This window comes from Bacillus sp. UNC41MFS5 (assembly GCF_000686805.1).
Window position 1 is genome coordinate 216,329 of the sequence record NZ_JMLP01000011.1, and the last position, 22,476, is coordinate 238,804.

Here is a 22,476-nt window from a genome sequence, read left to right on the forward strand (position 1 = left end):
ACTAACATATATTATATATGTCAATATGTTTTTTGAATTTTCCGAATAAAAAAACATCCCTATACAGTGGGATGTTTTACCGTATTCGAATTGATTTTGACTTTTGTCGATTTTCCCTCGACAAACGTGAAATCTATAATAGTTAGCTCTGGGATTTTCTCGCCTTTTAAGTGCATCAATAATAATTGAACAGCCTTGCTTCCCATATCTTGCTCATGTTGACGGATATGTGTAAAGGTGGGTTGATCAAAAGGATTCTCTGGATAATCAAAACATGCAAGCGAATAATCTTCAGGAACTTTTTTACCTAAATCATTTATTACCTTATTTAATAAGAGGGCCAAAGTATATTCACAAACAATAAAGGCCGTAATATCAGGATTTTCATGAATAAAACGCTTAATAGATTGGTAATCGGTATTCATAATATCGCATGATTTTTCACTATAGAAATTTGTGGGCAGGTTATATTTAAGACTTAATTGGAATTTCGGATTTAATTTGATTCCCTTTTTTGAATATGCTAGGTTAAACCCTTGAACTCGTTCTTCAATCGTTGATGTACCAATAGGAGGAGGTGATAAAAACGCGATATCCTTATGGCCTATAGAAAACAAATAATTAGTTAACATTTCACTTGCTGATCGATTATCTGTACAAACTGAGCTTGCTGGAATACCTTTTAAGTACCGATCTATTAAAACTAAAGGGAAATTTGTTAAAACTAATTTTAATAATTCAACATTGTAGTGTTCCCCATGTACAGGAAAAATTATGAGACCATCTACTCCATAGTTTACTAGATTTTTTATTGCGTTCTCTTCTTCCTTGATCTGACTTCCTGTTCGTCTGATAATCAAGTGGCAATTATTTTGTAAACACTTTTCCTCAATTGTTTTGACGAGATTCAATCCAAAGGCATCATCAAAGTCAGGTATAATCAATCCGATCAATTTACTATCTGTGAAAATTGGCTTGGAGTCGTTAATGGACATTTCAATTTTCTCTGCTTGATGCTCCGCTATGAAAGAACCCTTTCCCCTTATCCGCTTAATAATTTTGTTTTGCGCAAGTAAGTCTAACGCCTTTTTTGACGTAATTCTACTTACATTGAATTCTTCAGCCAAGTCTTTTTCAGAAGGAACTCGATCGCCTTGTTTGAGAAGACCTTGATGAATCTGATTAATGATAAAGTCATAAATTTTTTCGTATAATGGAGTATTCATTGGATTTTTCACCTTTTTATTAGTTGTTATATATATTATATATACTATAACTTCTTTATTCATTTAACACAAGAAGTTATCCTTTTGTACTAGTCATAAAGAACTATCGATTAAAAAAGCTCGTGATTTCTTTATTTAGAAACACGAGCTTACAAACCGTAATTTTATTGGTACAAACTCATTAAATGGTTAGCCTCCATTTTTTCGAGTAGCAGCTTGGTCATGGATATTCTTGTCTTGGAGTAGATATCATTTTACATTCCCCTCTTATTTATTATTTCATTTAGTTTATTTACATTAATAGCCAGACTTTCATATGGATCACGATCAAACTCTTCTTGCTCAACTGTAAACCAATCAATATTAAATTCATTTCCTATTCTAATCAATGTTTCAAAATCTAATTGACCATTGCCAATTTCTGTCCCCATCTTATTACCATTTACAATTTTTAAATCTTTCATATGCAATGACACAACACGGTCTTTATATTTTTCAATGATGACAAAAGGATCCTTGTTAGCAAAGGCTGCCCAATAGCAATCGAGTTCAACTTTTACGTGTTCTGGATTAGTATTTTCAAAAAGTATATCAAATCCTGTCTTTTCTCCAAATCTTTCAAACTCAAAATCATGGTTGTGATATCCAAATTGAAAACCAGATCTTTTGCACGTTTCACCAATATGGTTCAATGTTTCAGCTGCCATCTTATAATCATCTTCTGACGATCTCATTTCTATTGGAAGAGCCGGACATATAAGTAAGTTGTTATCAAGTGTGTGATGATAGTCAAACGTTTTTAATAATTCATCACCTAAGAGTTGATTGATTCCAACATGCGCACCAGCAGTTTTCAATCCATTTGCGTCCATTAACTGTTTCACTTCTTGAGCAGGTGTTTGAAAAAAACCTGCAAATTGAATGGCTCCATATCCAAGGTCAGCAACTTTTTGGACCGTTCCCAAAAAGTCCTTTTCGGCATCTTTCCATACTGAAAACAATTGCAAGCCAATAATACTCAATAGATATACCTCCTTAATCTCTTTGAATAAGAGCGGCCCTGTTTAACATCACCACTCAAACTTTATAGGGCTGATTTCGAATTAAACCTCTACACTCTTTGTAGTTAATTCAGCTATTTCAATTCTTCGACCTTGTTCATTTGATAAACTAGCAGCTTGATTTATGATTGTTAAGTTAAGAAAATCGTTTTCACAAAGGGTTGGTTTAGCATTTTCAAGAATGTCAGATACCCATTGATTAAGCGGCATTGCTAGTGCTTCAGGTAATTGCTCAGGAGAATTCCAACCTTCACCTAATTGTTTGCTTTTCAAGCGAATATTTTGATCCTCAATTAGCAAAGTCCCTTCTGTTCCATATAACTCAAGTTGAAAAGGAGAGCCATTCGATAGAAAACTAGTTTCAAGTGTCCCAATAACACCTGATTCATATTCAACAATGACAACTGCATTATCATCTACGTCATATCCTAACGTTTTTTGTAATCTTGCTGTCACAGCCTTTGCAGATCCCGCTAAACGATTTGTTAAATAAATCGGGTGTGCTCCGAGGTCAATTAATGCACCGCCGCCACACTCTCCTTTATTAAAAAAGTGTTTCGGCAGCCATCCATTTGGATTTCCTTCAAAAGGCACAGCTCCATTATGTGCACATCGACAACGAATAGAAGAAAGTTTTCCAAGCAATCCTTTATCAAGTACATCTTGAGCATACAAATAATAATTCTCCGTTAATCGAGGTAAGGAGACCATTAACTTCACTTCGTTCTCCTTTATAGCAGTAAAAATTTCTTCACAATCCCAAACTGTAAACGCTAATACTTTTTCTGTGAAAATATGTTTTTTATGTTTAGCAGCAAGTGTAATAATTTCCTTATGAAGATTAGTAGGAGTATCTACAATTACAGCATCTATTTCGGGATCTTCTAACACCTTTACTAAATCTTTTTCAAAAGGGACTCCAAGTTCTTTGGCCCACTTATTTCCACGCTCAGCAATTTCATCCCAAACTACTTTAATTGTTATGTTTTCATTGTTCTTCGCTTGACGAGCATAATCATCCGCATGTACATGCCATTTACTTAACAAGGCGACGTTCATTAGAGAATAACCTCCTTATTCAAATTAGAATTCTTTCGCATGTGGTAAGGATATTAGGGGTCTCAATTCCATTTCAGAAAAATTGTACGTTTAGACAAATTTAGACACCAAATACAAAATAGTATTTTATTATATTTTCGGAATTTCGATATCGACTTCACGACCTAATTCAGATGAGCGGAAAACACCGTCAATAATCGCTTGATTGATTAAAATTTGTTCTCCTGGAATCGGAGCAGGTTTTCCTTGTTTTATTGCAACGATAAAATCACGTACCTTTTCATAGAAAATATTAATTTGATGTGCTTTTACCGGAATGGTGCTGTCAGTGTGATGCCCGAGAACATCGTGGAACATTGTAATGGAACCGATACCTCCATCCCAGACCCCACTCCATGGCCCGCTTCCAGAAGGTGTTATTTTCAAGCCAGCGTCTGTTCCAAGAAAGATCGTTGGACCGAGTGAGTCCATATGCATCGCCCATGATATATTGAAGTTAAGGACTTTTCCACCTTCCAAACGAACTAAAGCTACGCCAAAGTCTTCCACATCAAACTTGTCTGCTTCTCCATGATATTTTGGATTTGTTCCAAAATATTTCGACGTGTATGCCGAAACAGTCAGTGGTTTCGGGTAACCAAGCGTGTTAAGCGCCAAATCAAGCGAGTAGCAGCCAATATCTGCCATTGCACCTGCCCCTGACAAGCTTTTGTTGATAAACGTACCGCCCGGCATCCCTCTTCTTCTTCCACCGCCGGTTTGAACATAATACACATCACCTAACTGACCTGATTGAACAATTTCCTTAACGGCTTGCATGTTTGGATCATATCTCGGTTGAAAACCAACGGACAGGATTTTATCTGTTTTCTTGGCCGCTTGAACCATTTCAACCGCTTGTTCAAGTGTTACTGCCATTGGCTTCTCCACAAGGACGTGCTTATCTGCAAACAGTGAGTCAATACTTGTACGGTGATGTGCGACATTTGGTGTACATATGCTAACCCCGTCTATATCCAGTTCTAAAAGATGTAGGTGATTGTCAAATGCTTTTGCATTTTGTAAATTTAAGTTTTGAATGAATTGCTCCGCCTTACCGGGAATGACATCAGCAACCGCAACGATTTCCACCTCCGGCATTTGTAAATAAGCTCGTGCATGGGCAGCAGCAATTCCACCACTGCCGATAATTCCTACTTTAATCATTTCTAACAATGTTTTTGCCTCCATTTCTTTTATTTTAAGATGTTGTTTTATTTAACAGTTGCTAAAGCATCTTCCAAAGTATAAATCACGTTGTTATAACAACTTATGTACCCCTAATCAAAATAAGTAAAATAAACATATCATATATATAAATGATATATGCAATATATTATATTACTCAATAACACGTGTCAATAAAATAACTGAATACTCAAAAAATACTACTTTGTAAATCAAAAAAATCGACGGTATTGATTTCAATTCGGTAACGATAACATCCCTTAGAAAACAAATGGGAGTCATGCTTCAAGACCCGTTTATTTTTTCAGGCACGATTATGGATAATATTCGATATACCAGACTGGATGCTACTGATGAAGAAGTGATTGAGGCTGCTAAAGCAGTGAAGGCTCACCAGTTTATTAGGCGTTTGAAAGATGGATATAACACCGAGGTGAATGAAAGAGGCACAAGGCTTTCCACCGGACAGAGGCAGCTTATCTCTTTTGCAAGAGCACTATTAGCAGATCCGAAAATATTAATCTTAGACGAGGCTACTTCATCGATTGATACGGAAACTGAGATAGCCTTGCAAAAGGGATTGGAGACATTACTTGTAGGAAGATCATCTTTTATTATCGCTCACCCAATTTCCACCATTCAAGGTGCAACCCGAATCTTATTTATCGATAAAGGTAGAATCTTAGAAGAGGGATCTCATGAAGATTTAATTAGTCGGGAAAGATACTATTGGAAGCTATATAACACACAGCACGAGTCATATAAAGTGGGATCAGGACATAATTAGGATAAGGTTTAAGAGCATGCAGCTACCTGTATGCTCTTAAACCTTAGAAAAAAACATTTGAAAATTATCTCTCAAAGTATCTTTAATTTTCCTCACTCATGCTTGATGAGCAAGCATGAGTGAGCCAGTAATTCCCGCATTGTCACCTAAACCAAGACCGACAATATATTCAGTAAGATCCGGCAAAACGGGGTCGACCCTTATATTAGATTTCCGCTCGGAACCACTCCACAATGTAATCTAACCGGCTTTTGCGCAAACTTGGTCTCCCGCTTCTCGATAGCTCGTGATTTTCTTCAGGGAAACGGACAAGCTTGGTTTTCTTTCCCAATCTCTTTAATGAAATAAACAATTGTTCCGCCTGCTCGATCGGGCAACGGTAATCTTTTTCACTATGAAGGATTAATAATGGTGTCTCCACGTTTTCTACATACGCAAGCGGAGAATGTTTCCACAGTTTATCCACATCGCGGAAGTCACCGTCAATTTGCCATTCCGTAAAATAATAGCCAATATCACTGACCCCATAAAAACTAATCCAATTCGAAATGGAACGCTGCGTTACCGCTGCCTTAAAGCGGTTGGTATGTCCGACAATCCAGTTGGTCATGAAACCACCGTAACTCCCGCCCGTTACCCCCAGACGGGTTTCATCAATAAAGTCATACTCTGCTAACACATAATCCACAGCAAGCATTATATCCTGATAATCTCCCCCGCCGTAATCACCACGTACCGCATTAACAAAATCCTGGCCATATCCGTGACTGCCGCGTGGATTTACGTACAACACCGCATACCCTTCTGCCGCCAAAATTTGAAACTCATTCATGTATGTATTCCCATACATTGCATGCGGACCGCCATGAATCTCAAGTAGTAATGGGTATTTTTTTCCCGCCTCAAAACCAACCGGCTTCATGAGCCAGCCATGAACCTTCCTGCCATTTGCCCCTTCATATTCAATTGGTTCCGGTTTAGAGAGAACCACGTCCTGGATAACGTTCACCTCGGTCAGTCTCTCAAGAGTTCCCTCTCCGTTTAGAGATAACAAGTATAAATCACCAATCTCTGTCGGGGTACTAATCGCTGCAATCACTTGTCCTGATTTTGAATCAACGGTCAATCCATAGACGTGCTGCTTGCCGACAAGCACTGATTTCACTCCATTTTTCAGATCACCAAAGTAAATATTCGTACTTCCCTGTTCTGAGGCAATAAAATAAAAACCTTGGCTGTTCCCCTCCCAAATTAACCCTGGCGAAGATGCACCTTGTTGAAAGTCAACCACCATAAAATCACCGACAGGAACATCCCAGTCAGGTGTAAAACAAGTAAATGTGCCTGTATTAGTTTGATAAAGCCAGATTTTTGAGAGAGTGGCATTTTGATATTCTCGCTCGTGCCCAATCATCGCCAGGTATTTTTCGTCTGGCGACCAAGTAACGTTTCCAAAATAGCCTGTTCCATTAGTTACAGGGGATAATTCTTTACTATCGATATTTAAAAGATAAACATCATTCTTAAACGATAAATCAGCATCTTCTGTTACATCTGCACCTACCGCAAGAAACTTCCCATCCGGGGACCAGCAATATAAACTCACATCATAATCACCCGCGGTAAGCTGAGTTACTTCTCCGTTTTGAACATTCACGACGGCCACTTGTTTAAAATACCCCTGCCAAAATCCTTCATCATCGGATTTATATCTCATTTTCGTCACTTCCAGCGCCACGGGTCTCTCTTGTTTCTTCTCCTCTGGATCTGTAACTGTTTTAGTAGATTTTAAGGAAGTATTAAAAGCCAGCTTCAATCCATCCGGAGACCAGACAGGATTGCTCGCTCCACTCGGTAGAAAGGTTACTTGCTGTGCCTCGCCACCGTTTACACTCAACACATATATTTGATTCTTTCCGCTCCGATTGGAGACAAATGCAAGTTTAGTCCCATCAGGTGACCAGCGGGGTGTATGATTCTTGCCTTTTCCAAATGTCCATTGGACAGACTCGGCACTTTTTTCAAGCGTTTGAAAAAAGATCTGTGATTGATATTCATCATTCTCTTGATCTATCGTGGTCTGTACATAAACAAATGACTGTCCATCAGGTGATAACTGTGGGTTCACCACTGACTTTAATCGATATAAATCGTCTGCTACAATTCCCTTGCTACCTGCCATCCTCCATCCCCCCAGTATCAATAAATTACCTTCTAATTATTTCGACACCGGAAAATTTTTTCCTTTTAAATGAGTATCTGTTAATTTCATGTGGACAAGTTTCCCATTTTCCTTTGGATTTCTGTCCTCATGAACACTCCATGTGGACAAGTTTTGCATTTTGTTTAGCTTTTCTGTCCTCATGAACACTCCATGTGGACAAGTTTCACATTTTATTTTGCGTTTCTGTCCTCATGAACACTCCATGTGGACAAGTTTTGCATTTTGTTTAGCTTTTCTGTCCTCATGAACACTCCATGTGGACAAGTTTCACATTTTATTTTGCGTTTCTGTCCTCATGAACACCCCATGTGTCCTTTATACCGCCGAAGTTTAAATTTTTGTTCATATTTGAGGTGAAATTTCGCACTCAAACTCTATTAAGATAGATATAAGGAACAATTATATTGTGTTTGGAGGAGACATCGTGAATCGACTGTGGGCTGCTGTAGCGTTGGCGCTTATATTATTAACAGGCTGTTCATCAACTAAATCCAGTACGGCAATGGATGGGGAAGAAATCTATAAAGAAAGCTGTGCGGCTTGTCACGGCGATAAATTACAGGGAGCTGTAGGACCGGGAGTAACCAATATGAAAAGTAAGTATTCTGAAGCGGAAGTTCTGAAAATAGTCAACGAAGGCACGAAAAAAATGCCTGGAAATCTATTAGATGAAGAAAAATCAGAGATTGTTACGAAGTGGCTGATGGAAAAATAGTTACTAATAGAGGCGGATATGAAAAAAACCAAGGGAGGTCCCTTGGTTTTTATTAAGCCGACAAGCACGGGAATCAAACCTGAATTAGTTTGACAAGTTGACCCGGTTGTAATAAGGGCAGGAGCGGCAAATCCTCTTCCACAATCCTGCCGACCACATTGACCCGCTCATCCGCTGGAAGGTCATGAAGCGTGATTTGTACCTCTCCGCGATAGCGTCCATAGCGGTCATTATCCCTAGTAATCGTCCCCAACGGCCGCTCCACTGTATTCCGAGCGACGACTGATTCAGAGCTTCTCGTATCCATAAGCCTTAGCACATCACGGGAAAAATCAGGGCGAAGCCGGAACTCACCTTCCTGGAAACCTTCAACTCGTATCGAAACACGATGATGACAATCAAAATCGTTCAATCTTTGAAGAAGGTCCTCGCTTACCTCCGGGTCGCCGATGTAGACATCCTCTACCCCCGCGCGGAACAACTCCATTGCAGCCCGATACGGATCAACTTCGCGATGATTTTCCAAGGTTGGCAGCCCTTCATACAAAGGGCCGCGTTTCTCACCATCACCTGGAATATACGCACTTACCGGAATACCATATTTTCTAAAAAGCTCATTTTGCTCTTGAAAAAACGAATCCGCTAATCCCGTTTCACGTCTTGGATAGAAATTATGCCAAGCCAGCAGCTGACTAGCTTCTAACCCGCCTTCTAGCAGCACCCGCACATCTTCCTCAAACAAAATGCTCGCATTTAGCGCAAGTTTGAATTCCTTAGCCAAATTCAAGATCGTTTCATTTGTAAAAAAGTCATCCAACCGCAAACCGATAACCCCTAAGGCTTTTAACGAAAATAAACTATCCAATCCTAAATGGGCAGGTGTTCGGGAAGATACATCTGCATAAACGTCTATTCCCGCTTCTTTCGCGGCATGAAGCAACTCGCGAGCACGGCCCGCTAAATCCCCAGACTCTTCAGGGATGTGAAGCGAGGTAAATGCTCGCTCCACACCCATTTTTCCTGCAAACCTAATCCGCTCTTCTGCTAAAGGGTCATTTAAATAAAAACTAATGCCGATCAATCAAACTCACCGGCCATGTCATCATTAAAACCGAATAAATAGGTGAACAAGAACCCAGCTCCATAAGAGATTAACACACCAAGTAAATAAAGCAGGACTTGCCCAGAAACAACAAGGAAAGCAAGTGGTAAACCAGAAACCCCAACCGCGATGGTTGCGACATGGAAGACCGCCTGGAACGCACCGCCGACACCTGCACCTAAGCAGGCAGTTAAGAATGGACGGCCTAATGGTAAGGTTACACCGAAAATAAGCGGTTCGCCGATTCCGAGGATTCCTGCAGGAAGTCCCCCGCCAATTGCTCTTTTTAAGCGAGTTTTCTTCGTCTTAGCATAAATCGCAAATGCTGCTCCAACCTGTGCGGCACCACCCATTGCCAAGATTGGCAGAAGCGGGTCATTTCCAAGTGTATTAATTAACTCCAAGTGAATCGGTGTTAATCCTTGATGTAAACCAGTGACAACGAGCGGCAGGAAGGTGGCCCCAAGGACAAATCCAGCCACAACACCACCCACATCAAGCAGCGAAGTTAATCCTTTTGTAATCGCATCTGAAACAAAACCACCAAGCGGCATAAAGACAAGATAAGTAACAATACCAGTAACCAATAAAGCAACCGTTGGTGTGATAAATAGGTCAAGAGACTGTGGAACATAACGACGTACTCGTTTTTCAACAAGGGCAATAAAGATGGCGGCAAAGAGAACACCAATTAAGCCACCACGACCAGGAAGTAAGGCGGTATCAAATAATTTGATTCCTGCCACAGCTGGGTTAATAATTAAAATACCAGCAATCGCCCCGAGTGCGGGTGAACCACCGAATTCTTTCGCTGCATTAGTACCAACTAAAATGCCAAGGTAACCAAATAAACCGCTTCCAATAACCGACAGAATGGTCGCCAGTTGGGAGTCCGCTGCCAGCCAGCCCGCTTGGACGATCGCTTTGGTGATTCCTGTAATCAATCCGGATGCAACAAGTGCCGGAATTAACGGAATGAAAATACTAGAGATTTTTCGTAAAAACAGCTTAAACGGTGTCGCATTCTTTTTGTTGATTTCAGCCTTTTTACTCGCTGCCTTCTCTTTCAAATCGATCCCGCCAGCAGATTCTATTAATTTACCAAACTCTTCTGTCACTCTATTTACTTTTCCAGGGCCAAGGATAATTTGAAGAGTTTCTTCTTCTACCACTCCCATGACTCCGTCTATTTTTTTAATGGCCGCTTGATTGACAAGTGCGTCATCCTTTGGTGTCACACGAAGTCTTGTCATACAATGCGTGTAATTGCTAATATTCGCCGGGCCGCCTAGTTGTTCAAGAATCTTTTCTGCTAAAATTTTGTTCTCTCCAGCCATGCTCGTTCCCCTTCTCTCCGTTGTTTTTTTATAAAGTGAACTTATTTCCCTATTTGTTCAAATGGAAAAGTGTTCACATCACCTCCCGAAAAGGACTATCTCCCATCTTTAATAAACCGGATCGCTTCTCTGGTTTTATCAATGGATTGAATCGTATCCTCATATTGGACCGTTGCCATCGATAAAAACAAAATATCCATGATATATAGCTGCGCAAGGCGTGAGGAAGTAGCTGCACTTCGAAATGGAGCCTCTCCAGAATAAGCGGTAAACAGCTTAATATCCGCCAGGGCAGAAACCGTTGATTGCCCATATTTCGTTAAACTAATCGTTTTCACGCCGCGTTCTTTTGCAAGTGCCATGACTTTAATGACCTCTGGTGTTTCTCCTGAGTGCGAGATTCCGAACACGAGATCATCCTTATTGGCATTGGCAATCAACGTGGCAACAAGGTGTGTATCCGTAAAAGCGGTTGCATTTTTATGAACCCTAAGGAGCTTTTGCTGTGCGTCCTTAGCGATAATGCTTGAGGCCCCAATTCCAAAAAAATGAACATTTTGAGCAGCCGACAAGGTGTGAACAGCACGTTCCAATTCATCATAATTGATGATCTCTTCTGAGTCGCGGATGCTTTGGATACTATTGCTTGTTGTCTTCTGGGCGATGGAGAAAAAGGATTCACCAGGCTCAATGTCACGATACCCTTGTTCCACAGGTTTCACGAGATCGCCTGCAATTCTTACTTTTAAATCCTGAAAACCATTTAAACCCAATGACTTACACAGTCTAATCACAGCCGCTCCACTTGTATGGGCCTGCAAACCGATGTCATGGACGGTACTGTTTAAAATCACTTGAGGATTTTCAAGAATCAATTCAGCAATTTTCCGCTCGGAAGCTGGAAGCTGTTCCAACATATTTTGAATCATTTTTAATCCGCCTGCTGCCACACCAAAGACCACCTTTTTAAAATTACTCTTCTACATTTTGGATTGCCTTTTTCACATACCCATTTGCTTCTATTAATAATTGTTCTGCTTTTTGTTTCGACGTATTCGTCTTAATCATGACGATGGCCGTTTTGACTTGGAGATTGGATGCCTCTAGTGTTTCCGAAGCCTGTTCATAGGAAACCCCGGTAATCTTACGAATGATGCCAATCGCCCGTTCCTTTAATTTCTGGTTACTTACATGAACATCAACCATTAAATTCTCATAGGCTTTTCCTAAAAGAATCATTGAAGAAGTTGAAATCATGTTCAAAATCATCTTATGTGCCGTACCTGATTTCAATCGTGTCGAACCAGTTAGTACCTCTGGACCAACAATGACTTCGATTGCACAGTCGGCTTCCTGACTAATTGCCGCGTTTCTATTGCAGGAAAGTGCAACGGTTTTCGCTCCAATACTTCGTGCGTATCGAAGTGCCCCGATGACATAAGGTGTGCGGCCGCTAGCTGCAATACCAATGACCGTGTCATCTTTTGTCAGCCCGATTTCCTTCAAATCGTTCACACCGAAATCTGGCTGATCCTCAGCTCCTTCAACTGCTTTCAAAAAGGCGCGTTCTCCTCCTGCGATAAGTCCTTGGACCATTTCAGGGTCTGTGCTAAAAGTGGGTGGACATTCAACTGCATCTAGAACCCCTAATCTCCCGCTCGTGCCTGCACCTACATAAATCAGGCGTCCGCTGTTCTTAAAGGATTCAACTACAAATTGAACAGCCGCCTCCACATCTGCTAACACTTCGTTCACTGCTAAAGCGACCAACTGATCTTGCTCATTCATCATTCGTAAAATCTCGAGAGGACTTGATGTATCTATCTGCATGGATTGTTCATTTCGTGATTCTGTCGTTAATAATTCAAGATTTTCTGTCATGATCGTTATCCTCCTGTAAGTCTTTTCTGAGGTGAAAACGGTTACCGTAGATTCATTATATTCTCTTTGAAATTATATTTCAACATTTTTATAAAAATATTGAAATGTTATTTCAAAACACTATTTCAATCTGAGATTAGCTGGGCCTTATTTAAGCAAATAACGGCGAATCGCCTTTGCAACCCCTGCTTCATTATTATTTTCAGTCACCTGATCTGCTAATTGTCTCACCTTTTCGGGCGCATTCCCCATCGCAATTCCGAGGCCGACAACCGAGAGCATCAGGGCATCATTAAAATTATCGCCAATCGCTGCGGTTTGTGAGAGTGGAATTCCCAACTGCTCGGTAAGCTTAATCAGGGCAGATGCTTTTGTCACACCACAGGGGGTAATTTCTAAATTGATAAAATTAAAACTGCTGCTAATTTCCATTTCCACCGCCTGTTCCTTAAGCCGTTTGGTAAACTCCGGGAGTTTATTCCCATCATCAAATACAGCAATTTTTGTAATGCTCGGCTCTTGTTCCTTCAGGTACTGATAAAAGTCGTCTACCACCTTTACCTGGCATTTTTCTCGAACACTCTGGCAATGTTGAGGTTCTCCCCCTGTTTTTTCAAGGGTGGGGATGTTATTTTCAATCCAATTCTCATTCCATTTAGTCACCTCTGGGACGAGGAGCGTATCTCCCTCATAAAAATGGGCATAGATGCCCTCCACCTCACATAATTCCCAAAAGTTCATCAGTGACTCATATGGAAAAACTGATTGCTCGCGGATTTCGCCATTCTTATCCAGCAGAATCGCCCCATTGTAAGCAATGATTGGCTCACCGCTAAGCCCAACCGTACGGGCAATCCATTGCGTGGATAGCGGGGAGCGGCCGCTGCAAATGACAACCTTGCCACCTCGTTTGCGGTACTCTTGAATCGCCTCGATTGTTTCTATATCAATTTCTTTTTGGTCGTTTAATAATGTACCATCTAGGTCCATAGCTAATAGTCGATACTTCACTATCAAATCCTCCTCTGTAATTTTATTTTATTTTACATTTCTAATAATATTATTGAAATTTTATTTCGAAGTTACTTTGTATCTATTTTTCGGGCGGGTTTTGTTCAATTCCAAAGATGTTTTGTTCAAATCCAACATTCTTTTGTGCATTTTCCAAGCTGTTTTGTACAAAAATCCAGTGTTTTTGTACAATTAGACAATATTTGGAATTTTAAAAGCGGAATTTAAGCCTAAAAATCAATAAAAAAAGCCTCTAGTCCATTAAACTAGAAGCTTTCCCCTAAAATTAATTCGATGAAATCACGGTTTCCTTCTTATCCTCAGAAGTAACGATGACCTTGTAGGCATCATCCTTAATGACTTCCTTTATGACTGGCTAGTGCTGAATTCCCTGTTCGATCGCTTTATCAGCCAAAGAAGCACCACAACCTGTGATCCCTACTAGTGTAAATGCAGATAACAATAACCCTGCAATTTTTCTCATCCATTACTCTTACAATTGCACATAGTCATACTAGTGCGCCTTTTATTCGACATCTATCATACTAAATAATTAATAAAATATAAATGGATTATTCATAGTTTGTTCATGATTACGAGATATGATAAGTACATGAAGAGGACAAGCATTTACCTTTCTCTTTTTCCAAAACCCCCTTTAATATATTCTGTTTGGATCCGGCACTGGGCCGGATCTCTTTTTTTTGAAGAAGAAAGTTATCTGAAATTTTTAAATACTTTTACTTTTATTTTCTATGTTATAATGAAATAATTTGTCGAAATATAGGAGACGTTGATTTTCAAGCAGTTAGAAATCTCTATTTAAATACATTGATATACCAATATCATTTACCTTTTTTCTAATATTTTTACTTTTAAATTCGGTGTTCACAGGAAATACCCACTATGTTACTATCAGAATGGTATTGGAATTGTATTATCAATAGAAGATGAAAAAGATGGGAATCAAGACAAGTCATCATGCCTTCCAAACCAAAGGCAGTAAAAAAAAAATTTACGAGGTGTATGATGAAAACAATCGAACTAACTAAAATGGAAAATATGGAACTTTTAAAGGAAATCATTTATCTTAAAACGACACTGAACGAAATATATAAGCAAGATGGCCCTAGCAGCTCGGAATACATCAATCTTTCCATTAAACTTAATTCACTTATGCATAAATATTTTGAGGAAAAAACTGAAAGCCTAGTTAGCATCTAATAGGTTTGAATTAAGGTTGTGGCCGGGCCCCATGGATCCAGTCAAAAGGGACAGCAAAAATGCTGTCCCCTTTTTTATAACTCTTTCTGTTCCAATCTCTCAAGAATCCTTCTCTTCCGGTAAAGCATAATTCCCGTCTCCGCAAGGTCGTTAATCATCGATCGATTGGTAAATGCTCCAAAAATCATCCCAGCGATAGGCACCATCTGAAACAACTTTTTCCATCCAAACTGGTCCCTATATGTATATACCACTTCGCGCCAGCCTTGGAGCTGCGACATCATTTCACTGGACCCGCTTCCTTGTTGATAGTAGCTGGATAGTTCATTAAGAATCGCTCGTTTGCCGACAATATCCGCGGATGAAAACTGCAGGCATTTAATCATAAAAATGCGTTCGCTTTTCTCATTTGGATCATACCCATGAAGGATGGCGATTTCCTGCAGTGTTTTTAAGGAAATGCCCATTAATGCCGGAACATCGAGCGCAAGGGTAAAAATCCCGCCGATTCCTGTGCTTGCTCCTTGGATGGCCGCAAACTTCTTCCGTTGCCCGGTTAGTTCCTGACTTAACTTATCCATCGTAGCTAACGGGATATCCTCAATATCCGATACTTGGGTGATTGGTTTCCCTGTTTCTTTTTCAATTTTTTCAAAGAGATGATGTTCTTTAATTAAATAGCTGCCGCCATTCTGAATATAGGAGCCGATTTCTTCTAGCAAGTTACCAACTTTGTTATGGATGAATTGGGGGGTTATTTTATCAAGAATCTTAAATGGAAGTCTGCCTAGTCGATCCCAAATCCACAGATCGCTCTGATCATTTTCCCACTTCTCAATGACCGCTAGTTCATTCATTAAATCTTCTCGTGTTTCCATGTAATGTGGTCACCCTCGTTCGTTTATTTATGATTACATACGTATGATCTGGGGGAAAGGTTTCATGCACGAATAGCTTTTCCATTGCCGAACGAAAAAAGACAGCGAACAATCGCTCGCTATCTTGCTTCCACACTTTACTATTTCTGTTCTAATACATGGATAAATTCCCGAAGGTAGTCTGGAAGATCCGGCGGACGGCGGCTGGAGACAAGGTGGCCGTCAACAACCACAGGTTCGTCATACCACGTAGCCCCTGCATTTTCCATATCATCTTTAATCCCCGGGGTACTGGTTACTTTTTTACCATCAAGAATTTTGGCCGAAATCAGCACCCACCCGGCGTGGCAGATTTGTCCGATTGGCTTTTCATCCGCATTCATTTGCTGCAGCAGCGAGAGGACTTCCGGGAAGCGCCGGATTTTATCTGGAGCCCACCCTCCTGGAACTAAAATGGCATCATACTCTTCCCCGCGAACCTCATCATAAGAGAATTCGGAGGTAGCCGATACGCCGTACTTCCCAATATACTTTTCATTCGCTTTTTCTCCGGCAAGATGGACGATGGCCCCCTCTTCTTTGAGTCTGAGAATCGGGTACCATAGCTCTAAATCTTCAAAATCATGGTGTACAAGACTGAGTACTTTCTTACCTTTTAATCGCATGGATTTATGCTCCTTTCCATCATATTAATGCTTGTAATCTGATAATGCTTGCTCGCGGTCACTGATTGATTGAAACGAACTATCATAATTAATTCTCGATAATAGTAAAAAAAGCGTATCAAGCACAGAAATGGCAGGCACACGGGTAAAGCTAAATTCTTTAAAAAACAATTTCTCATTGGTAATACTGATTAACTGAATATCCGCTAATTGAGAAAGCGGCGATTTTATATGATTCGTGATACAAATCGTAGTAGCCTTCCTTTTTTTAGCAATTTCAAAAATATCAAGTAATAGTTTCGAGTCCCCTGAGTTAGAGATGCCAATCACTACATCTTTTTCCGTCAATGAATGGGCAAGGGACACTTGCATTTCAGGCGTACTATTTACAATGGAACGAATGCCAATTTGATTAAATTTATAGGCACCATCCAGTGCAGCGGGAAGCGAATTTCCGGCTGCCACAAACTGAACGAGACTGCTGCCACTAATGACATCCAGGCAATTTTGCACCGCATCCGGATTGAGGAACGAAGCCGTTTGTTTGAGTTCATCAATTTTATACGCAAAAATATTGCGAATCGATTCGGCTATATTATTCAAATGGATTGTCGGAGAATGCGGTGTATTCTCTGGATTGGTAATTTCACGTGCCAATTGAATTTTAAAGTGGTGAAAGCCCTTCAGTCCAATCCGTTTGCAAAAGCGCACGATTGTCGCTTCACTAACATTACATTTTTCCGATAGTTCGGCCACATTCATATCAATCACATTAAAATACTCTTGAATCACATACTCAGCTACCTTTTTTTCGGCATCATGCAAGGTGGGATATAAAGTTTTTACAGTACTTAATAAATTATTTTCATTCACGGAAGTCATCCTACCATTCATCCTTTATCTGTTTCATATTTTCAAACCATCATTATTTAAAAGCGTAGTTGACTCAAGCGGCAGAAATTTGAACGGTGCTTCCACTAGTAATCCAGCTGTAAAGGTATCTCCAAGACCAATAGTGCTAACAATTTCTCCTTCAAAGGCTGGAATGATGGTGAGATCTTTTCGGTCTTTCGTTAAATTCCGTAACGTTTCTCCTCTTGGGTGAAGGGTAGCTTGTAACGATACTTGCTGCATCGTCTCTCGATCACAAAATCTCCCTTTTGTGGCCCGTGAAAACGCAAACAAATTTCCATTTGTTAAAGAATCCCTCCACTCTGATGTATCATATTGATCGGATTTAATCAATGAAAATTGTTTAGTATGCAAAATAAAATGGGCAACACCTAGCAATTCACAGGCGGTATTCACCCTTTCTAATAACTCTTCATCGTCATAGCCTAATAGAGGTTCACTGCCCCCAAGTAATTCCTGGTATTCATCTTCATTTATACCGATACTATCCACATAGCTTCCCAGCGTGCGAATAATCTTCCACTGTTCATCCAAAGACCAAATGGAAGCGAGCTCAAGATGGACCTTTGGTCTATTATGTCCAAGGGCTGTTAAGATGTTCACGGTATTCTCTAAAAACAGGTCAATATCTTCACTGCGATCGAAGGCATTATAGCCCGAAATTAACAACCACTTGATACCATCTTGATGGTTGGCCAATCGTTCAATGAACGTATTCGTAATGATTTCGGCCGGAAATTCATCCTCCTTCCGAAAAATGATTCGGTTCGATGAATTCCCATACTCATATTCTAATATAAAATGCTTAGGCACGTCCCCCTCACGATCCGACAAAAGAACTAGCCCTTTATGCCCCGAAACCAGCTCTTCCAACTCATTGGTTTGAATCGGAATATTGACCAGTGCCAGATACCCAGCGCAACTTGCTGCACAAGCCGCTTGCAAACCAGTTCCACCGATTGACTTTGACCAATTCAGCTTTTTTTCCAGACGGGAAAGAATGTCGGGATTAGCGACGATATACTCAGCACCACTACCACGCTGAATGTTCCAATCAATGACCGTACAAAACTCATCCCAAGTGTTAATAACGGATTTCGGTTCTCCACCGGCAAATCCCCTGATTTCATCGTAAAACTCCGGTGATACTTTCGTTAGTAAATCAATATTTGCTGTAAATCCTGTCGCAATCGTTGTCATCCTTTCACCGCTCCTCCCATGATGCCTTTTGTAAGTTTTTTCTCAAAAATTAACACAAGGAGAATAAGCGGCAAAGTAACAAGTATGGACGTGGCAGCTGTATCTCCCCAAGGGACAAAGAACATTTGCGGCAGCATGGCAATACCAACAGGGATCGTCTGTGCATCAATATTATTGGTAAACGTAATCGCGAATAAAAATTCATTCCACGATGAGATAAACACTAACAAGCCCGCCGTAACAAGACCTGGTGCCATCAACGGCAGACACACCTGCCAATAGGTTCGAAAATATCCGCACCCATCCATATAGGCGGCCTCTTCGATTTCATAAGGAATATTTCTAAAAAATCCGTACAAGAGCAGTACACTTAACGGCAGTCCAAACAGCATATATGATAGAACTAATCCAGTATGTGTGTTATATAATCCCAACTGTTTAATTAAATTATAAAGTGGAGTGACCACCGCGATTTGCGGAAACATCGATGTCGATAAAAATAAAAGTAAAATTAAGCCCTTCCCTTTAATTGGAAGTCTAGCTAGTGAGTAGGCAGCTAGGCTTCCAAGGAACAAGCAAAGAAGTGTAACCACCACGGCAATGACCGAGCTATTTAAGATATATTTATAAAAATCGGTATTTTGAAAAATATTTTGATAATGAAGCCAAGTCACTTCTTTTGGAAAGATGGGCGGGAGAGATGATAAATCTTTATCCATTTTAAAAGAAGTAATGATTTGCCAAAAGAAAGGCGCTACTTGGAACATAACGATGAACGACGCTAGTATGACAATGGTAGATCGCTTGAGCATTCCTTTCATCTTACTTTCCTCCCTCAATTTTTTTCGATGATTGATTCATAAAGAATAGTAGAACCATGGCTAAAATGAAAACAGAGACTGCCATTAACGATGACATCGCCGCACCGTAGCTCACCTGTGCTGCAGAAAAGGTGGTCTTGTAGGCGTATGAAGAAAGCACTTCGGTCGAATTCGCCGGTCCGCCCCCTGTTAACACAAAGATTAAGTCAAATACTCGGAACGCGTCTAAGGAACGTAATAAAACAGCTATCATAATAGAAGGAACTAATAACGGCAGCGTAAGATAAAAGAATTGCTTCCATTTATTCGCACCATCAATGTCGGCCGCTTCATATAAACTTGAGGAGATTCCTTGTAAACCAGCTAATATAATTAACGCCATAAATGGTGTTGTTTTCCAAACGTCTGAGAAAATCGCTGCCGACATCGCTGTCGACGTTTCTCCAAGCCAATTAATATTGGCATCAATGATTCCGACTTTCATTAATAAGAAATTTAAAATCCCATACTCCGCGTTAAAAATCCATTCCCACATTCTTGCTGAAACAACGGTTGGAATCGCCCACGGAATTAACACACAAGCACGCACCAAACCTCTTCCCTTAAAATTCTTATTGAGGACCAAGGCAATGAAAAGACCTAAGATGGTCTCTAGTAACACGGACAACACTGTAAAAACCCAGGTATTTTTATAAGCCACTTTAAACCAAATATCACTTAACAAATTCCTGTAATTCTCCAGACCCACAAAACTGGAACCCTGCTTTGTAAAGGAAACATCGAAAAAGCTTAAATAGATGGTTTGAATCAAAGGATAAATACCAACGATACAAAGAATCAATAGAGATGGGAGTAAAAATATATAACCGATCATCATGGGTTTACTGAATATCTTTTTGACATTCTTCTTCTTTGCTAGTAATAAAGGGGCATTGGTGCTCCCAATGACCTGCTTTTCTACTTTTTCCATATTCCATTCACCTCTTATACGTTGAAGGCACAAACAATACGTAAGTTTGTGCCTTCAAAAAATTTATTGGTTCGTTATCTTTTTCAACTCATTATCAATCTGTTTCGCTGCGTCTTTCGCTTTGATACTGCCAGAAAGAACACCAGAGATATTCGATTGAAGAACTAAAGACAATTTCGGATAATCAGGGCTGACAGGGCGAGCCGTTGTACCTTGGAATACTTTGTCTAAACTAGTTAAGAATGGGTTCTTCTGTTGTAATTCGCTGTCTTTTAAAACATTTGGTCTTGTTGGACTGAAGGCCAATTCTTTGGCAAAGTATAATTGACTTTCTTCACTAGATAAGAACTGTGCAAATTTAGCGGCTGCTTCTTTCTTTTTCGAGCTCTTAGAAACCATAAATTGATAACCGCCCATTGTGGAAGCACTGCTCTTGCCGTCAAAGGATGGAAGTGGAGCTACACCAATTTTATCTACTACTTTCGATTGCTTTGGATCTTGGGCAACACTCCAAACATAGGACCAGTTTCTGTGGAAAATCGCATTTCCATCGGTGAAAACAGTACGGCTTGGCTCTTCGTCAAACGTCAACACGGACTTCGGAGAAATCTTATCGTCAGTCGTCTTTTTCATAAACTCTAATGTTTTCAAGAATTCTGGGCTGCTTGCTGCTGATTGGCCATTGCTATCAAGGATGGAGCCGCCTGCACTTCCTAAGAATTCTACAAAGTCACAGACAAGAACTTCTGCTTGCTTCCCTTGCCATACAAATTGGTTAAGCTTATCATTCTTTTCTTGGCTTTTGATTTCTTCAGACGTTTTAATTAGTTCATCCCAAGTAGTTGGAACAGGTTTGTTGTATTTTTCTAATAAATCTTTACGGTAATAAAGCATCCCGCCATCTACATACCAAGGCATAGCCGATAATTTACCATTATAAGTTAGGGCATCAATAACACCAGGATAATAATCACTCTTGTTTACGTATTGATCCATCGGCTCTGTCCATCCAGCAGCCGCAAACTCAGGTACCCAAACAACGTCTCCCGTAAAGACATCAATATCACTTTGGCCGGATTGGAAAGCCGTTACTAGGTATTGATGAATTTCTGTACTTTTTGCAGGAGCTGGCATTTGCGTTAATTTCACTTTAATATTGGGATTTTGCGCTTCAAATTTTTTAATAAGTTCGCTCCAGGAATCGACACCGAATGTTTTAATCGCAGCAAAATTAATCGTTGTTACACCGTTAGCACTCTCTTTACCATCACTACCTGTCGATGACTGATCAGAACTACAGGCTGACAAAAGAACCATCATACATACTAAGAAAAGAACAAACAGCTTTCTCATAGTTTCCCTCCATGAATATATAAATTGGGTTTATGTTTTGTAACCTACCTGCTTAATGCCAGGTGTTTCTTGCTAAATGGTAGATTTACGAATCGTGAATCCGCTTTCAATAATAAAAAGAAAGTTCAGCTCTCTTAATCAACCATTTTTTATAAAGTGATGGGAGAAGAACAGGAACGAAACTACCATTCTTCTCCCTCATGCCATTATGCTTGAACGCGAATGATGCGCGGATCGGTGAAAATATCCGATTCATCTTCACTATTCGAAGAAAACTCCGAAATAATCGCGCCTTGTTCAGCAGCCTGGAACCAATGTTTAGTATTCTCAGGTATCGTATATTGTTCGCCTTCACGGAGAACAATCTCATGGAATACGGTATAGTATTGTTTATCTGATTCAGGTGGAGAGGCGAGCCGATCCGCAGTAGGCTCTCCTTCTACATATAAATAAACAGTGCCTCTCCGGCAGCGGAAGGTTTCTAATTTTCCAGGACTTCCATCTGTCCGAGTTGGATGGCGATGCTCAGGACAAGTTTGATTAGGAAATAACACCATTTCCTTTGCACAATAGCGCTCGTTATTTACGTAGGTGATAAGTTGTAAGCCGCTGGTTTCCAGATCATCTAAGCCAAAATCAGCAATTTCAATCGACTCTTTCTCAGCCGGGGTCAACACAATTCCAGCTTCCGCAAACATATTTTCAACAATCGTTTTATAGTCTTTTAATTGAGGTTTAGTCATATAAAGAAATTCCTTTCCTTTATATCGTTTCGTTCATGATGAAGGACAAATGATGAAGGTTTTATATAGAAGAATTCTCT

The 22,476-nt window shown here is 40.1% G+C and carries 20 protein-coding genes and 1 pseudogene; 3 read left to right on the forward strand and 18 right to left on the reverse strand.

Annotated elements, in window-relative coordinates; genetic code table 11:
- Window positions 1-59: 59 nt before the first annotated feature.
- From BR30_RS0105970 to BR30_RS0105985, 4 genes are all read right to left on the reverse strand, one after another.
- Window positions 60-1,289 (reverse strand): GntR family transcriptional regulator, encoded by a 1,230-nt coding sequence (locus BR30_RS0105970; RefSeq protein ID WP_081825362.1) that lies wholly within the window; start codon window positions 1,287-1,289, stop codon window positions 60-62.
- A 191-nt stretch (window positions 1,290-1,480) separates the two neighbouring features.
- Window positions 1,481-2,248 carry a sugar phosphate isomerase/epimerase family protein gene (locus BR30_RS0105975; protein WP_035445097.1) on the reverse strand — a complete coding sequence of 256 codons (768 nt, stop codon included), beginning with the start codon at window positions 2,246-2,248 and terminating at the stop codon, window positions 1,481-1,483.
- A gap of 81 nt (window positions 2,249-2,329) precedes the next feature.
- Window positions 2,330-3,346 carry a Gfo/Idh/MocA family protein gene (locus tag BR30_RS0105980; protein ID WP_026564225.1) on the reverse strand — a complete coding sequence of 339 codons (1,017 nt, stop codon included), beginning with the start codon at window positions 3,344-3,346 and terminating at the stop codon, window positions 2,330-2,332.
- A 129-nt stretch (window positions 3,347-3,475) separates the two neighbouring features.
- Complete coding sequence (locus BR30_RS0105985; RefSeq protein ID WP_442852959.1) at window positions 3,476-4,552, reverse strand: Gfo/Idh/MocA family protein; 1,077 nt, start codon at window positions 4,550-4,552, stop codon at window positions 3,476-3,478.
- A gap of 241 nt (window positions 4,553-4,793) precedes the next feature.
- On the opposite strand from BR30_RS0105985, the pseudogene BR30_RS0105990 reads away from it, so the two are divergent.
- Window positions 4,794-5,360, forward strand: a pseudogene (locus BR30_RS0105990) (ABC transporter ATP-binding protein); the annotation flags it as partial.
- Window positions 5,361-5,565: 205 nt separating this feature from the next.
- On the opposite strand, the gene BR30_RS0105995 reads toward BR30_RS0105990, so the two are convergent.
- The gene (locus BR30_RS0105995) at window positions 5,566-7,542 is read right to left on the reverse strand and encodes a S9 family peptidase (RefSeq protein WP_026564228.1); all 1,977 of its coding nucleotides are present in this window, start codon (window positions 7,540-7,542) and stop codon (window positions 5,566-5,568) included.
- Between the two features lie 466 nt (window positions 7,543-8,008).
- Here BR30_RS0105995 and BR30_RS32750 point away from each other — a divergent pair, with 466 nt between their 5' ends.
- Window positions 8,009-8,299, forward strand: a complete 291-nt coding sequence (locus BR30_RS32750; protein WP_051633480.1) for a c-type cytochrome — start codon at window positions 8,009-8,011, stop codon at window positions 8,297-8,299.
- 73 nt (window positions 8,300-8,372) lie between these two features.
- Here BR30_RS32750 and BR30_RS0106010 read toward each other — a convergent pair whose 3' ends face one another.
- The 5 genes from BR30_RS0106010 to BR30_RS0106030 all read right to left on the reverse strand — a co-directional run bounded on the left by BR30_RS0106010 (window position 8,373) and on the right by BR30_RS0106030 (window position 13,630).
- Complete coding sequence (locus BR30_RS0106010) at window positions 8,373-9,380, reverse strand: MupG family TIM beta-alpha barrel fold protein (RefSeq protein ID WP_026564229.1); 1,008 nt, start codon at window positions 9,378-9,380, stop codon at window positions 8,373-8,375.
- Entirely contained in the window at window positions 9,377-10,738 is a 1,362-nt protein-coding gene (locus BR30_RS0106015; RefSeq protein WP_026564230.1) for a PTS transporter subunit EIIC, read from the reverse strand. Before BR30_RS0106015 ends, BR30_RS0106010 begins: the two co-directional genes overlap by 4 nt.
- A 95-nt stretch (window positions 10,739-10,833) precedes the next feature.
- Window positions 10,834-11,688 (reverse strand): MurR/RpiR family transcriptional regulator, encoded by an 855-nt coding sequence (locus tag BR30_RS0106020; protein ID WP_026564231.1) that lies wholly within the window; start codon window positions 11,686-11,688, stop codon window positions 10,834-10,836.
- A gap of 22 nt (window positions 11,689-11,710) precedes the next feature.
- Window positions 11,711-12,619 (reverse strand): N-acetylmuramic acid 6-phosphate etherase, encoded by a 909-nt coding sequence (murQ, locus tag BR30_RS0106025; protein WP_026564232.1) that lies wholly within the window; start codon window positions 12,617-12,619, stop codon window positions 11,711-11,713.
- Window positions 12,620-12,766: 147 nt separating this feature from the next.
- On the reverse strand, window positions 12,767-13,630 hold the full coding sequence (locus tag BR30_RS0106030) for a Cof-type HAD-IIB family hydrolase (protein ID WP_026564233.1): 864 nt from the start codon (window positions 13,628-13,630) through the stop codon (window positions 12,767-12,769).
- A gap of 1,029 nt (window positions 13,631-14,659) precedes the next feature.
- Between BR30_RS0106030 and BR30_RS37270 the strand changes: the two genes are divergently transcribed.
- Window positions 14,660-14,854, forward strand: coding sequence for a hypothetical protein (locus BR30_RS37270; protein WP_026564234.1), 195 nt, complete (start codon window positions 14,660-14,662; stop codon window positions 14,852-14,854).
- Window positions 14,855-14,928: 74 nt separating this feature from the next.
- On the opposite strand, the gene BR30_RS0106045 is transcribed toward BR30_RS37270, so the two are convergent.
- The 8 genes from BR30_RS0106045 to BR30_RS0106080 all read right to left on the reverse strand — a co-directional run bounded on the left by BR30_RS0106045 (window position 14,929) and on the right by BR30_RS0106080 (window position 22,396).
- The gene (locus BR30_RS0106045) at window positions 14,929-15,732 is read right to left on the reverse strand and encodes an EcsC family protein (RefSeq protein ID WP_026564235.1); all 804 of its coding nucleotides are present in this window, start codon (window positions 15,730-15,732) and stop codon (window positions 14,929-14,931) included.
- A 140-nt stretch (window positions 15,733-15,872) separates the two neighbouring features.
- Complete coding sequence (locus tag BR30_RS0106050; protein WP_026564236.1) at window positions 15,873-16,397, reverse strand: type 1 glutamine amidotransferase domain-containing protein; 525 nt, start codon at window positions 16,395-16,397, stop codon at window positions 15,873-15,875.
- A gap of 24 nt (window positions 16,398-16,421) precedes the next feature.
- The gene (locus BR30_RS0106055; protein WP_026564237.1) at window positions 16,422-17,279 is read right to left on the reverse strand and encodes a MurR/RpiR family transcriptional regulator; all 858 of its coding nucleotides are present in this window, start codon (window positions 17,277-17,279) and stop codon (window positions 16,422-16,424) included.
- 24 nt (window positions 17,280-17,303) lie between these two features.
- On the reverse strand, window positions 17,304-18,509 hold the full coding sequence (locus BR30_RS0106060; protein WP_026564238.1) for an ADP-dependent glucokinase/phosphofructokinase: 1,206 nt from the start codon (window positions 18,507-18,509) through the stop codon (window positions 17,304-17,306).
- On the reverse strand, window positions 18,506-19,330 hold the full coding sequence (locus BR30_RS0106065; protein WP_026564239.1) for a carbohydrate ABC transporter permease: 825 nt from the start codon (window positions 19,328-19,330) through the stop codon (window positions 18,506-18,508). Before BR30_RS0106065 ends, BR30_RS0106060 begins: the two co-directional genes overlap by 4 nt.
- Before the next feature lies 1 nt (window position 19,331).
- Window positions 19,332-20,300: a carbohydrate ABC transporter permease gene (locus BR30_RS0106070; protein WP_231507633.1), complete on the reverse strand. Its 969-nt coding sequence runs from the start codon at window positions 20,298-20,300 to the stop codon at window positions 19,332-19,334.
- A gap of 63 nt (window positions 20,301-20,363) precedes the next feature.
- Entirely contained in the window at window positions 20,364-21,653 is a 1,290-nt protein-coding gene (locus BR30_RS32755) for an ABC transporter substrate-binding protein (protein ID WP_051633481.1), read from the reverse strand.
- 206 nt (window positions 21,654-21,859) lie between these two features.
- A complete protein-coding gene (locus tag BR30_RS0106080) occupies window positions 21,860-22,396 on the reverse strand; it encodes a D-lyxose/D-mannose family sugar isomerase (protein WP_026564241.1) in 537 nt (178 codons plus the stop codon).
- Window positions 22,397-22,476: the final 80 nt, after the last annotated feature.